The 13915-nt window shown below is 36.3% G+C and carries 13 protein-coding genes; 1 reads left to right on the top strand and 12 read right to left on the bottom strand.

Annotated elements, in window-relative coordinates:
* Positions 1–23: 23 nt before the first annotated feature.
* From RCG20_RS21315 to RCG20_RS21300, 4 genes are all read right to left on the bottom strand, one after another.
* Positions 24–1469, bottom strand: coding sequence for a DEAD/DEAH box helicase (locus tag RCG20_RS21315; RefSeq protein WP_308182134.1), 1446 nt, complete (start codon positions 1467–1469; stop codon positions 24–26).
* A gap of 475 nt (positions 1470–1944) precedes the next feature.
* Entirely contained in the window at positions 1945–2940 is a 996-nt protein-coding gene (locus RCG20_RS21310) for a zinc-dependent alcohol dehydrogenase family protein (RefSeq protein ID WP_308182133.1), read from the bottom strand.
* Positions 2941–3109: 169 nt separating this feature from the next.
* The gene (locus tag RCG20_RS21305) at positions 3110–3547 is read right to left on the bottom strand and encodes a GNAT family N-acetyltransferase (RefSeq protein ID WP_308182132.1); all 438 of its coding nucleotides are present in this window, start codon (positions 3545–3547) and stop codon (positions 3110–3112) included.
* 120 nt (positions 3548–3667) lie between these two features.
* Positions 3668–4081 (bottom strand): VOC family protein, encoded by a 414-nt coding sequence (locus tag RCG20_RS21300; RefSeq protein WP_308182131.1) that lies wholly within the window; start codon positions 4079–4081, stop codon positions 3668–3670.
* Positions 4082–4238: 157 nt separating this feature from the next.
* Here RCG20_RS21300 and RCG20_RS21295 point away from each other — a divergent pair, with 157 nt between their 5' ends.
* The gene (locus RCG20_RS21295; RefSeq protein ID WP_308182130.1) at positions 4239–5186 is read left to right on the top strand and encodes a helix-turn-helix transcriptional regulator; all 948 of its coding nucleotides are present in this window, start codon (positions 4239–4241) and stop codon (positions 5184–5186) included.
* Here the strand turns inward: RCG20_RS21295 and RCG20_RS21290 are convergent.
* The 8 genes from RCG20_RS21290 to mglB all read right to left on the bottom strand — a co-directional run bounded on the left by RCG20_RS21290 (position 5183) and on the right by mglB (position 13452).
* Complete coding sequence (locus RCG20_RS21290; protein WP_308182129.1) at positions 5183–5353, bottom strand: hypothetical protein; 171 nt, start codon at positions 5351–5353, stop codon at positions 5183–5185. The genes RCG20_RS21295 and RCG20_RS21290 overlap by 4 nt on opposite strands.
* A gap of 199 nt (positions 5354–5552) precedes the next feature.
* On the bottom strand, positions 5553–5990 hold the full coding sequence (locus RCG20_RS21285) for an SRPBCC family protein (protein ID WP_308182128.1): 438 nt from the start codon (positions 5988–5990) through the stop codon (positions 5553–5555).
* Between the two features lie 154 nt (positions 5991–6144).
* Complete coding sequence (opuFB, locus tag RCG20_RS21280; RefSeq protein WP_308182127.1) at positions 6145–7662, bottom strand: osmoprotectant update ABC transporter permease/substrate-binding subunit OpuFB; 1518 nt, start codon at positions 7660–7662, stop codon at positions 6145–6147.
* Positions 7655–8626, bottom strand: a complete 972-nt coding sequence (locus tag RCG20_RS21275) for an ABC transporter ATP-binding protein (protein ID WP_308182126.1) — start codon at positions 8624–8626, stop codon at positions 7655–7657. Before RCG20_RS21275 ends, opuFB begins: the two co-directional genes overlap by 8 nt.
* 144 nt (positions 8627–8770) lie before the next feature.
* Positions 8771–9253 (bottom strand): DUF1643 domain-containing protein, encoded by a 483-nt coding sequence (locus tag RCG20_RS21270; protein ID WP_308182125.1) that lies wholly within the window; start codon positions 9251–9253, stop codon positions 8771–8773.
* Between the two features lie 139 nt (positions 9254–9392).
* Entirely contained in the window at positions 9393–10415 is a 1023-nt protein-coding gene (gene mglC / locus RCG20_RS21265) for a galactose/methyl galactoside ABC transporter permease MglC (protein WP_308182124.1), read from the bottom strand.
* A gap of 12 nt (positions 10416–10427) precedes the next feature.
* Positions 10428–11933: a galactose/methyl galactoside ABC transporter ATP-binding protein MglA gene (mglA, locus tag RCG20_RS21260; RefSeq protein ID WP_308182123.1), complete on the bottom strand. Its 1506-nt coding sequence runs from the start codon at positions 11931–11933 to the stop codon at positions 10428–10430.
* A 463-nt stretch (positions 11934–12396) separates the two neighbouring features.
* On the bottom strand, positions 12397–13452 hold the full coding sequence (gene mglB, locus RCG20_RS21255) for a galactose/glucose ABC transporter substrate-binding protein MglB (RefSeq protein WP_308182122.1): 1056 nt from the start codon (positions 13450–13452) through the stop codon (positions 12397–12399).
* Positions 13453–13915 lie beyond the last annotated feature (463 nt).

Raw genomic sequence — 13915 nt, 5'->3', positions numbered from 1 at the left:
ACGTTCAAATCCTCATGATCATTTTACTTACTCGCAGGTTGTACCTTTAACTGTTTCCCCTTGATTGTCGTATCCTTCATGGCTTTTAGAACGAGTGGGCCTTTACCATTTAAAATATCAACGTACGAAACAGAATCCTGGATTGTAATGATACCGATATCTTCCACAGTTACTCCATTAATCCTTGCAATGGTACCTACAAAATCGACTGCTCTTATTTTCTTTTTCTTACCACCATTGAAATACAGCTTCATAATATCTTTATTTAACTGTGCACTTTTACTTACTTTTGATTTGGGACGTGTATCCATTTTACCTTCAAAGGCAGCTCTTGATCGTGCAACTTCCTCATTTGAGGGAGCCTGTTTTTTTGGAATTTCAAAACCAATATACCTTTCGATTTCAGCTAAGAATTTATCTTCAAAAGGAGTTACAAATGTAATCGCTTTTCCAGATTTTCCAGCACGCCCTGTTCTTCCTGTTCGATGAACATAGCTTTCTTTCTCCATCGGGAGGTCATAGTTGATGACATGTGAGATGTTTTCAATGTCGATTCCTCTAGCTGCCACATCTGTAGCAACTAAATAACGAAAATTCCCCATTCTAAAGCCATTCATAACAGAGAATCGATCTTCCTGTTCCATTCCACCGTGAATTTTTTCACAAGAATAATGTAATCGTTCTAATTGTGAGAACACGGTATCAACATTTTCTTTTGTTCTGCAAAAAATGATACAGCTATCAGGATTTTCAACTGTTGTTACTGCTTTAAGAAGTGAGAACTTACCTTCATCTCTTACTTCCAAAATAGAATGATCAATTTTATCCGTCGTGATTCCAGTTGCTTTGATCACTATTTCGGTAGGATTCTTCATATATTTATGGCATAGTTTTTCGATATCTTTTGGTAATGTAGCTGAGAAAAGCATCGTAACTCTATCTTTTGGAAGCTCTTGGATAATCGCTTCAACTTGCTCAATGAATCCCATGTTCAACATTTCATCTGCTTCATCGATAACAAGATATTTAAGATGGTCTAGGACCAATGATTCTTTTTCGATATGGTCTAACACTCGACCTGGAGTCCCTACAACTACATGGGTCTTTTGCTTTAGTTCTTCTCTTTGCCTTGCAAAAGGTTCTTTCCCATAAACGGCTGTAGCTTTAATTCGTTTGTATCTTCCGATGTTTGTGATATCCTCTTTCACCTGAACAGCAAGCTCACGGGTCGGCGTCAGAATTAGTGCCTGGGGCTTATTCTCTTCCCATTCAACCATTTCACAAAGTGGAATACCAAACGATGCCGTTTTACCGCTTCCTGTTTGCGATTTCACGACAAGGTCTTTCTTTTCCATGGCGATTGGAATAACTTCAGATTGCACCTCTGTTGGGTTTAGATATTTCAAGCTAGCAAGTGCCCTTATGATTTCATCACTGAGTTGATAGTCTGTAAAGCTTTGTTTATTCATGCAATTAATAACCTCATCCTATATTGTTTTAGCTGATTTACTTATTAGTTTATTCAAATTGAATAATCGCATCCATAATCATACTGTTTTTCATTATACGTGAAATACCTCCAAAATTAAAATAGGGGTAATTATTTTTTGTTATGTGGGTTTTTGTGCGATGTTTTATTAAGGCTCTTTTCTTAACTTTGTTGCTATTTGATGGTAATATGGTGTGTTATATCAGTTTATCGATGAATCAGTAGGCAATTTTTAAGAAAAGAGCACGATATCATAGTAATTACGGGTTTTAGACTAGGTACGTAAAACAACAATCTGTACGAAAACAGCCTTTATTAAAGGGAATGCGTGAAGACCTAAACTAATTAAAAAGATGCTTAACCCCAATATGTTTGTTTCATATTGAAAGCCAAGCACCTTTATTTTTTTAATATTCACCGCATGTGGAAACTTGCATATTGTTTGTTTATTGGTATCACCAATTATTTTTCAATACAATTTTCCCTATTGCTTTCTGTGATTCCATGTATTGATGCGCTTTTGAAACTTCATCAAATGTAAAAGTAGTTGGGTCAATAAGTGGACGAAGTTTTCCTTCCTCTACCGTTTCTGCAATCTTACTCAAAATCTCTCCATGAAGTTTACGCTGGTCTTTATCAAGTATCTTTAACAACATAAAGGTAACATGTAGTGAAAGTCCTTTCGCGTGTAAAATGGAAAGGTCATGAGTTGAACGAGTTGCAATGGATAGAACAGTCCCATTAATGGCAGCTGCTTCAAATGAACGATCGAGGTTCTCGCCACCTACAGTATCAAATACAATATCGAATCCTTTTCCATCCGTATATTTTTGAAGATAATCTTGAACGGATTCTTCCCGGTAATTAATTCCCACATCTGCCCCTAATTGCGTGGCAATATCCAGTTTTTCCTTTGATGAGCCAGTTGCAAAAACTTGTGCTCCAGCCCATTTTGCTAGCTGAATAGCCACGTGGCCTACTCCACCGGTTGCAGCGTGAATAAGTATTTTTTGTCCAGCCTTAAGTTGTCCACGAGTAAATAATGATTCCCAAGCCGTGATGGAAACCAACGGTAATGCTGCCGCTTCTTCCATTGAAAGATTCTTAGGTTTATGCGCAAGTAATTGTGCGTCTGCCAGCATAAACTCTGCAAGTGCCCCGCTAGTTCCTTTAAATCCTCCAGCACACCCAAATACTTCATCACCAGGTTTAAAATTGGTTACACCCGTGCCAACTTCTGTAACAATACCTGCCACATCTCCATGTAAAACGGCCGGTAGCTCAGGGGAAAGTGCTGGAACTGCTCCGCCGCGAACTTTCGTATCAATTGGATTTACACTTGTTGCCTTTACTTGGATTAGTACCTGCCCTGGTTGAACTTCAGGTTTTGGAATCTCTTTACGTTCAAATACAGATGGATCTCCGAATGATTGAATTATTTGTGCTTTCACTAAAAAATCACTCCCTTTGCATTTATTTTACATTAAATATTTTATAGTTGAAAAATATTAGCACTTTTTCAAACTAATTTCTTTTTAAAGTGCATAATCACTCAAAAATGACCCTATAAAAAAAGAATACACCTAGTTTTTGTCATTTTTCAAGTACGCTACTTTTTATTTAAATCGAATAATGATAGAAATAACTTGTCTCTCTTTTGAAACCTATTTTCTCATAAAGTCTTTGTGCTATTTTGTTTTTCTCCCCTGTTTCGAGTGTCAACCCTTTTGCACCGGTTTCTTCCGCATAAGCTATAGCTTTATTTAATAAACCTTCGCCAAATCCTTTTCCACGAACTGTTTCTTTCACATACAAATCATTTAAAAGCCATGTCCTTACCATACATACAGAAGAAAAAAGTGGATACAGTTGAACAAATCCAACAGGTACATTCTCATCAAGAGCAATAAAAATGACTGACTCCTTATTGTTTAACCTTTCTTTCAAAAATTCTCTCGCACCATGGGTGTCAGACTTTTGTTGGTAAAATACTCTGTACAAATCAAAAAGCTCCGTTAATGAATCAAGATCATTTAATGTTGCTTTAAGAATTACCACGTTATTACCCCCTTTGTTTATCTCAAAAATCTTGTTTTCCAAGCTATCGTACCAGATAATTATATCTAATGGGATAAACCACCAAGGAGAAATCAATTTAAATTTTTTTCTTGGTTTTACTTATCTTTTAGTGAATATTTGGAAGGTTACATCGAACTTATCAGTCACTATTCCATATGCAGGGCTAAAGTGAATTTCATTAAGTTCGCTAACAATTTGTCCATTTTCTTTTAATTTTTCAAAAATATATTTTGATTCTGTACTATCATTGCATGTGACACAAATTGAAATTTGATTTCCTTTTTGAAAAGGTAGTGAAGGAATAATATCAGCAACCATTATTTCAGTTTCACCAATTTTTAATATTGAATGTGCGATAAAATCTAATTCATTTTCTTTAAACTTTGATGCATCTGGACCTTCTCCTATAGTCTGCTTAAAAATAACCTTTGCATCAAATACCTGTTGATAAAATTCAATTGCTTCTTTTGCTCTTCCGTTCATGAGGATAAAAGAATTGAGTTGTAATGACATAATTAAACATCTCCCATTTAAATTTTGATGAATCTTAGCATTATTAATTCTAATTTTTACAGTAGAACCTCTTTAGTCTCCTTATCATTTATCTAGTAATGATTGTATATTATAATAGTGACAACTTGTGTCATATTTATTTTTTTCGGAGGTATTCATGTCTAAAGCAAAAAGATTAAATGAAATGATCATGATGGTAAATCGAATGAGAAGATTTACTGTTCGGGAATTAGCTGAAGCATTTGGAGTTTCAAAAAGGACCATATTGAGAGATTTAGTAGAATTGGGTGAAATGGGAGTACCATTGTATTCAGAGGTGGGGCCACATGGAGGTTACCAAGTCTTAAAAGAAAGAATTCTTCCTCCCATCGCATTTAGTGAAGATGAGGTTATTTCTATATTTTTTGCACTTCATGCATTAAGGCATACCATTTCTCTCCCCTTTGATAGTGAATATGAATCAATAAAAAAGAAATTTTATTTAAATCTATCTGGTGATATTAGAGATACGATTGATAAAATGGTTGACCGAGTTGATTTTTTGTCTATTCAACAACAAGAAGAAAGCCCGTATTTAAGACAATTATTAGATGCAGCAATTCAGCAAGACGTTCTGATTATTCATTATGAAATAAAAGGCGGAGTAAGTAACAGAAAAATTCAACCGATTGGTATTTATGTAAATGATGGAAAGTGGTATTGTCCCTCTTACTGTTTTCAAAAAAAAGAGTATCGGGTTTTTAGATGTGATCGGATAAAATCTATTAAACATGATGAAAATACGGATCCAATCGACTTATCCGATATAAATTTAAAAAATCGCTTTTTGATTTTTAATGAAAGTACTAAAGAAGGAGTGGATTTATATGTGGAATTAACTGACAAGGGTGTAGAGAAATATCAATCTGCTAACTTTCCTACTATTTATTTGAATAAAAGAGACGATGGATCAGGATTTGTTGAGGGAATTATTTCTAAGCATGAGTTCGACTTTTTTTCAAATTACTTCATTACATTTGGTAAAAATGCATTCATTAAAAAGCCTTTTGAATTAATTGAATGTACAAAAGAAAAATTAAATGCGCTATTAAAACAGTATAACTAAATTTTTTCTCTTTTATTTTTGGGCTTTCTAAAAAGCAAATAAGTAAACAAAGGCATAAGTACAACCATTACTTCATCATTATTTTTAATAAGGCTATATAAACCAACACCCCAAATAAGTAACAGCGAAATAATAGTTAAGATAACACTAGAAAGTTTGATCTTCATTTTGACATACCCTCTCGTATCAAAGAATTTACCAATAGGTTTTACCCTTCTAATTCGACCATAATTCGATTTTTCCTTTATTACATTTTCGGGAACAGTGGTCAGAAAAATAGAGCATCGAAGAACAAGGCTTATGGCAAATTATTACTCAAATGGAACTTTAGCATAGAATAAAAGAGCCAATTGGCTCTTTTACTAGTTACCCCTTTACTAATCCTGCTCTCAATTTTGTTACCCCAAATTCTAAATAAGCCTTCAAACAGGACAACATAAAAACCCAACCTTCTTTATTGTCTACTAATTGATTTATTAACTGATCATCATTTTCTTTAAAACCTTCTTCATTAACTTCAATTATGGTACTCGTATTATCACTTTCTTTAAGAGAAATTGTAACAGTATGCCCTTCTCCATTTGCGCCCCATCGGAACACAATTTTCTTGTTTTTCTCAACTTCGATTACTTCTATCTCTAGTTCAGCATTATATTCATCATATTTCAATGTAATCGTCTTACCTTTTTCCCATCTGGCAGAGCTTGACGAGAACCAAAAATTTCCGATCTTAGAAGGATCTACAAAAGCTTCAAATACTTCACTTGCTGGTTTTGTTATTTTAAATTTTGTAAAGTTATTCATTACTAATCATCCCTCTTTTGATTCATTTACTCTTGCCACTTTAAGTTATTTGCGACTTCTATAAACACTATATTACATAAATAGTTTCATACAAAACATTTTTATTATTTCAAAAGGCCACATACTCAACAACAGTGTTTAAAAAGACTATATATTATTTAAGAATCCCTTCCTTTTCCAAATAATCCTTCGCTACTTGTGAGGCACTCTTGCCTTCTACATTAACTTGATAGTTCATTTCTCTCATCTCATCATCTTTTATTTTTCCAGATAGTTTATTTAATGCTTTTACAAGCTCTGGATATTTTTCTGCTGTATCTTTCCTTAGTAATGGTGCACCTTGATATGGAGGAAATAGGTTTTTATCATCTTTAAGTACTTTGAGGTGAAATTTGGCTAATTCACTATCTGTTGAGTAGGCATCTACGAGATTTATATCACCTGTATTAATCGCATTGTACCTAAGTTTTGGTTCCATCGTGATAATATTTGGAAACTTTATTCCATACAATTTTTGAATACCACGATATCCATCCTCCCGGTCAGAAAACTCCAATGTAAAGCCTGCTTTTATATTTTGCTGAATGGATTTCAAGTCAGAAATGGTCGTTAATCCGTATTGTTTAGCAGTTTTCTCTGGCACAGCCAATGCATAGGTATCATTAAATTTCATTGGCTTTAACAAATACATTTTAAAATTTTTCAGCATACCGGTTCTCGCTTGCTCATATACTTCTTTTCTATTCGTACTGACTGCTGTTTCCTTTAAAAATTCTGAAATTGCTGTACCTGTGAATTCTGGATAAATATCGATACTTCCTGATTTAAGTGCATTAAACACAAATGAAGTTTTCCCTAATCCTGGTTTTAAGGTTACATGCAAGTTCGTCTCATTTTCAATGAGTTGCTTATACATATTGATCAATATTTCGGGTTCTGAGCCAAGTTTACCAGCAATCACGATATTTTTCTGATCTTGTTTGGAAACCAAGGGAATGACCCCAATCATTATTGCTGCTAACGCAACAATTCCGAGCGTAGTCAACGTCTTTTTAAAAGATAAACGCTCGAATTGTCGAAGGATTACATCAAAGAAAATGGCGAGTAATGCCGCCGGAACTGCTCCAAGTATGATAAGTGATGAATTATTTCGGTCAATACCAAGAAGGATGAGGTCTCCTAATCCACCCGCTCCAATGAGGGCAGCAAGTGTTGCTGTTGCAACTATTAAAACCATTGCTGTTCTAATCCCAGCCATGATAACCGGCATGGCCAAAGGAAGCTCTACCTTTACCAGCCTTTTACTATTATTCATTCCCATAGCCATTGCAGCTTCAATCAAAGAGGGATCCACTTCTTTAATTCCTGTATATGTATTTCTGAGAATCGGCAGTAGCGCATAGATAACAAGGGCGATAATCGCAGGAATCTTCCCTATTCCAAAAATCGGTATTAAAAGCCCGAGTAAAGCCAGTGAAGGGATGGTTTGGAAAACAGCTGTAATTCCAATAATTCCTTCAGCAAGTTTTCTATTTCTTGTTAAGTAAATTCCAAGTGGGATCGCAATTATGACAGCAAAAATGAGGGCAATAAAGGAAATCTGGATATGCTCAAGTAACGCCGTAATAAGCTCAGCTCGTCTTTCATGGAAAACATCTACCAACTTATTCATTTCCTTTTCCTCTTTCTTGCAAGCTATCCGCTAAATACTGAAGAGCAACTTGCCTGTTAATCGTTCCAATAATTTCTCCGTCATCTTCTACTAACAACTGTTCGTGTTGTGCTAAGAAAGTAAGTGTTTCCTTTAAAGAGGAAGTAATCGGAAAAGGTTCCACATTATTCATTATTGGTGTTTTTTCAGGGGGAGTTTGATTCAGTATTTTGACCAGATTCATTTGTTTATTGAATGAAACTTTCTGCTCTCCAACGAATTCTTTCACAAATTCATTTGCAGGATTTTGCAAGAGTTCCAATGGTGTTCCAGTCTGAACCACTTCCCCATCCTTCATTATACAAATCCGGTCGCCAAGCTTTAAGGCTTCTTCCATATCGTGTGTTACGAAAACGATCGTTTTCTTGATTCCTTTTTGGAGATCAAGAAGTTCATCCTGCAACTTTTCTCTTGTTATCGGATCGAGTGCACTAAATGGTTCATCCATTAAGATAATTTCAGGGTCTGCCGCCAAGGCTCGAATCACACCAATTCTTTGTTGCTGACCTCCAGATAGTTCTTTCGGTTTTCGACTTCGATATTTTTCTGGTTCGAGACCAACCATTGCTAACAGTTCATCAACACGATGCCGAATCTTCTTCCGATCCCATTTTCTTAATTCAGGAACGACTGCAATATTTTCTTCAATTGTCATATGTGGAAAAAGGGCAATTTGCTGCAGGACATACCCGATACTCCATCGCAATTCATGTATGTCATAATTACTTATTTTTTTACCATTTATTAAAATCGTCCCATCCGAAATATCAATTAAGCGATTGATTGTTTTAAGCAATGTCGATTTCCCACATCCACTCGGGCCAATGATGATAAAGAATTCCCCTTTATTTATTTCAAGGAAAAGTGAATTTAACGCATTAGTTCCTTCTGGGTATCGCTTTGAAACATTATCGAATTTAATCATTTATTTTCTCCTTTTTGCTAAACTGACGTAGCCCTCCAAATAATATACTTGGAAGGCTACCATATCATGTATGTTGTTTCGAATTCAAATTAGATCCCATTTTGTTAAACTAGTTTTTATCCAAAGCCAGTCCGTTAAAATACGTTAACTAAAATTAAAGGGCTCCAGATTGGTTGTACTTTTCACGGATAACGGGTTTCTGGGATGACCCTCTCTTGTTGTTCCAAGGCAGACTAATTTATGCCCTTTTAATTGCTCAGATAATTCCTGGTAATTTTTATGATGCATGGTTACATGTTCGCCCCAAGCCACTACTTTCATAATAGAATTATTCAATGCCTCTTCAATATAGACTCCATTATCGATACCTGTTGCCTCTATTTTAGAAAGGGATTTTAGTTGTTTGTAATTACTAACTTTATAGGCAAACACATTGACTATTTCTAAAGCGCCACAATTCCACCTTTTAGCAAAAGATATGCATCTAATTGTGGTAGGATCATCAATTGTTTCATCTGCTGTACTTGGATTTAACATAATAAAGACAGCTTTTCTGGGATTATCACGATCCCAGATCCTTTTTAATGAATAACGGTATTCCCCATCAATAACGGCTTCCTTTTCCAATAGAATTCCCCCTTAAGAACTGCTAGGTCACTCTATAATCATATGTTTGGACAAAATGAATACGCCATATTAAGAGAATATTTTTGAATAGTGTCTGGAACCCAAAACTGGCATTTTGTAGTGCCAGGCACCATAGTTTTTATTTTTTCTTCGAATGTTTACGCATATCAAAAGCAACAGCTACGACAATGATTAGACCTTTAACAATGTATTGGATGTATGGACTCACACCAAGGAAAGCAAGACCATAGTTGATGATTTGGAAAATTAGAACTCCAGTAACAACACCTGAGATTGTACCGATACCACCTGATAAAGATACTCCACCGACGACGCATGCTGCGATTGCATCAAGTTCGTACATGTTACCTGTATTGTTAGTTGCACTACCAACGCGGCCAGCTTCTAGTGTTCCAGAAAATCCATATAAAAGGCCAGCAATCATGTAGATAATAATTATATTTTTTGCAACGTTAACACCAGAAACCTTTGCTGCTTCAGGATTACCACCGATTGCAAACATATTCTTACCAAGTTGCGTTTTATTCCAAATAACCCAAATAACTACAGTAGCTATTATGGCATATATCACAAGATATGGAATTTCATATGAACCAACAGGAATTCCGTGTTGTGCAAAATTGGTAAACTTTTTACTCAAGCCCCCAATAGGCTGGGCTCCATACGGTGGACGGTCAAAGTAGATAGATGTTAGGCCATACACACCAATCATCATTCCCAATGTCGCTATGAAAGGCGGCACGTAAAGTTTTGACACAATCAAACCATTTAATGTAGCAATTAGACCAGTTGCCACCATTGCAATTAAAATCGGAACGAATAGCGGTAATTCAGCCAAATGTGGATACATTTTATAGGCATAATCGGATGCTTGCAAAAGCGATGCAGAGATTACAGCTGCTAGTCCGACCATCCGACCAGCGGATAAGTCTGTTCCGGCAGTTATCAGGATTCCGGCCATTCCGAGTGCAATGATAATACGGGATGATGATTGACTTAATATATTAATAAGGTTCGTGACAGATAGAAAGTCAGGAGAAGCGATTACAATCCCAATGACAAGCAATATTAAAAATACATAAATGACATTATCAAAGAGCATTTTAGATAGACTGGTTTTTTGTGTAGCTGAATTTTTCATTTGAAATTCCTCCTAATACAAAGCCGCTAATCGCATAATTTCTTCTTGAGACGTTGTTGCAGTTTCTACAATTCCAGCTGCTTTTCCATTGCTCATAACTAAAATCCTATCTGTAACACCTAAAAGTTCTGGCATTTCGGATGAAATCATAATAATTCCTTTACCTTCAGAAGCTAATTCATTAATTAACTGGTAAATCTCGAACTTTGCTCCGACGTCAATTCCTCTTGTAGGTTCGTCGAGCAATAAAATGTCCGGTTTTGTTAATAACCATCGTCCAATAATTACCTTCTGTTGGTTTCCACCAGATAAGCTCCCGATCGGCGTCTTTTGGGATGGAGTCTTAACGTTCATGGAATCGATAACCCATTTTGTATCATCAAAAACCTTTCGATTTGAGAGAAAAATACCTTTGGTTTTGTATTGTCTTAGATTAGCAATAATAGAGTTAAAGCTAATGCTAAGCTCTGGGTAAATACCTGTTGACCTTCGTTCTTCGGTAACTAGTGCAAAGCCATTTTTAATTGCATGCTGCGGAGAATGATTTTTGACGACTTTTCCATGTAGTTCAAGCGATCCTGATTTTAGTCCTCTAATCCCAAATATCGCTTCGACAACCTCAGTCCTCTTTGAACCCACCAAACCAGCAATTCCTAATATCTCCCCTTTTTTTAGCTCGAAGCTTACATTAGAAAAAGAAGGCTGCGTCTCTGCCGTAAAGTCAGAAACCTTTAAAATGACATCTCCAGGCTTGTTGACTTTAGCGGGGAACCGTTGTGATAAATCACGTCCAACCATGAGCTTAATGATTTCATCAGTAGTAATTTCTTTCGAATTTTTTGTCGCAATATACTGACCGTCGCGCATGATCGTCACTTCGTCAGAAATTTTCAAGATTTCCTCCATTTTGTGTGAGATGTAAATAATCGCAACATTCTCACCTTGGAGTCTTCTGATGATTCTAAATAGATGATTTACCTCGGTTTCTGTAAGTGATGAGGTTGGTTCGTCCATTACAATAATTTTTGAATGGTAAGAGACAGCTTTAGCGATTTCTACCATTTGCATTTCGGAAACCGATAAGGTACTTACCTTACTACGAGGGTCGATCGTAATGTCTAGATTTTTGAATATGCCGACAGTGTCCTCATACATCTTCTTTTCATCGATAAAAATACCTTTTTTCGGATAACGGCCAAGCCAAATATTATCCATAACATTCTGCTGACGTACCTGATTTAATTCCTGGTGGACCATGGAAACGCCATTTTCCAGTGCTTGTTTGGAATTAGCAAATGCAACCTCTTTTCCCTCAAAAAGAATACTGCCTTCATCCATTGAATAAATGCCAAATAAGCATTTCATTAACGTTGATTTTCCTGCGCCGTTTTCACCCATAAGGGCATGTACCGTACCAGCTTTTACTTTTAAGGAAACATTGTTTAAAGCAAGTACCCCAGGGAATCTTTTTGTAATATTAATCATTTCAAGTAAATGGGTAGCATTAGTACCTGACATGAGCAAACCTCCTCGCGTTGAGTGAAACATTTAACAATGGTGGTAATCCCCTTTGATGGTTAACCAATCTGCCTTGAGTTGGTAGCAGATTAAATTGGGAAAAATTCATTCAATCCTATGTAATGTCAAAATTGATGCTTCACCATACATTATTTGAGAATATGCAGTTATTGCGGCATCCAGCTCCAAGGTACTATCCTTTGGAGTTTTACCCCGAAGAAAGGAAAAGCGTCATCTTTTCCTTTCTTCGAGGAGCGCCCTCGAGCCGGCCACATCATGAAGGAAGGGACCGGCAATTCCCTTAGGACTGGACTAAGGCGCTACTTCTGTTCAAAAAATTGTTCTTATTGATTTACTAAATCGATAAGTTGATTTCTAAATTATTCCTAGTTCCCCAGCTCTTTGACTTTGACCTGAGTGATCTAATTGAAAGATTCAGGCAAAAACAAGTGCCGTTTTATCCTTATTTATAAGCGTCTTTACCAACTTGAATATTATCCTTTGTTACTTCAATGTAAGGAACACGAACTGCTTTATTATCATCTAGCTTCCACTCAGTTCCGTCTAAAACATCTTTACCTTTTGCAGCATTTGTTGCAAGATCAATGGTTGCCTTACCCTGGTTTTTGGCATCATTCAATACTGTTCCAACCATTTTTCCATTTTCAATCATTTCAAGTGCTTCTGGTATAGCGTCTACACCTACAACTGGCATAAATTTATCACCTGTGAAATAGCCTGCTTTTTCTAGAGAAGCTACAGCACCTAATGCCATACCGTCGTTGTTAGCGATTACAAATTCAATTTTGTCATTGTATTTTGCTAACCATGCATCCATCTTTTCAGTTGCTTTTGTGGCATCCCACATTGCAGTATCCATTGCTAATTCTTCTACTTTAATGCCTTTTTCTTTGACCGTACTTATTGCAAACTTCGTACGGGCTTCTGCATCTGGGTGCCCTGGTTCACCTTTTAGAAGAACGTATTGAAGGATACCGTCTTTATTTTTATCATATTTATCTTTGTTTGCTTCCCAAGCTTTTGCGATTAATTGTCCTTGAAGAACGCCTGATTCTGAGGATGTTGTCCCAACATAATACGCTTTATCGTAGCCTTTTAATACACTGGCGTCTGGCTCTTTATTAAAGAAGATAACCGGTATATTTTTTGGTTTTGCTTTGTCTATAATCGTTTGAGCCGCTTTTGGATCAACTAAGTTAATTGCTAGAGATTTTGCTCCTTTTGCAATCAAAGTATCTACCTGCTCGATCTGTTTTGATTGGTCATTTTGAGAATCATTAAGCATTAACTTGACTTTACCTTTTGCTGAATCTTCCATTGCACGGCGTACGTAGGACATGAAGTTATCATCAAATTTGTAAATTGTTGCACCGACAGCTGGAAGATCTCCTCCCTTGCTAGAATCTGAACCACTAGTCGAACTGCTGCAACCTGCTGCTAATAGAATACTAGATGCAACTGTTAAAGATAGAATTAAACCTTTCTTCATTTTAACCATGTTGTCACTCTCCTTTTCCTATTTGGTAAAGACTTTGGTAAGTTACTAAAACACTGATTAACATACCCTTGTTGTAAGCCCTTACAAGTAGGTTATCATGTGGCCTATTCGTTCAATAGATCCAATGAATAGCATATTATTGTGATTTCCTAGATTATTTTGCAATCTTTGTAATATTTATGTAATAAAAAAGCAATGCTAAAGCGTATTGTTGATTTGAGCGGCAATCAACAGGACTATTTAAGAAGGACAAAATAGTAAAAAGGCCAAAAATACAATTGGCCTTTTTATAAATCTATTATGTTGTCTTCTAGGGGCACTGCCAACATTGAGTTGATTGGAGCGGAGGGCACCTGACTCCTGCGGGATTAGAGGGAATGGGAGACCCCACAGGCGGTACGCCGAGGAGGCTCCCATCCCTCCCCGCGGAAAGCAAGTGCCCGGAGCGGAAAGCAACGGGCAA

It is taken from the genome of Neobacillus sp. PS3-40 (assembly GCF_030915485.1).
Classification (GTDB): domain Bacteria; phylum Bacillota; class Bacilli; order Bacillales; family Cytobacillaceae; genus JAUZPL01.
Note: the sequence above shows the minus strand (reverse complement) of the source record. Positions and strands in the feature narration are given on the sequence as shown.

Coding starts and splice junctions, on each gene's coding strand:
- RCG20_RS21315 (WP_308182134.1), bottom strand. CDS start 1,469: ATGAATAAACAAAGCTTTACAGACTATCAACTCAGTGATGAAATCATA.
- RCG20_RS21300 (WP_308182131.1), bottom strand. CDS start 4,081: ATGTCATTACAACTCAATTCTTTTATCCTCATGAACGGAAGAGCAAAA.
- RCG20_RS21295 (WP_308182130.1), top strand. CDS start 4,239: ATGTCTAAAGCAAAAAGATTAAATGAAATGATCATGATGGTAAATCGA.
- RCG20_RS21290 (WP_308182129.1), bottom strand. CDS start 5,353: ATGAAGATCAAACTTTCTAGTGTTATCTTAACTATTATTTCGCTGTTA.
- RCG20_RS21285 (WP_308182128.1), bottom strand. CDS start 5,990: ATGAATAACTTTACAAAATTTAAAATAACAAAACCAGCAAGTGAAGTA.
- opuFB (WP_308182127.1), bottom strand. CDS start 7,662: ATGAATAAGTTGGTAGATGTTTTCCATGAAAGACGAGCTGAGCTTATT.
- RCG20_RS21275 (WP_308182126.1), bottom strand. CDS start 8,626: ATGATTAAATTCGATAATGTTTCAAAGCGATACCCAGAAGGAACTAAT.
- mglC (WP_308182124.1), bottom strand. CDS start 10,415: ATGAAAAATTCAGCTACACAAAAAACCAGTCTATCTAAAATGCTCTTT.
- mglA (WP_308182123.1), bottom strand. CDS start 11,933: ATGTCAGGTACTAATGCTACCCATTTACTTGAAATGATTAATATTACA.
- mglB (WP_308182122.1), bottom strand. CDS start 13,452: ATGGTTAAAATGAAGAAAGGTTTAATTCTATCTTTAACAGTTGCATCT.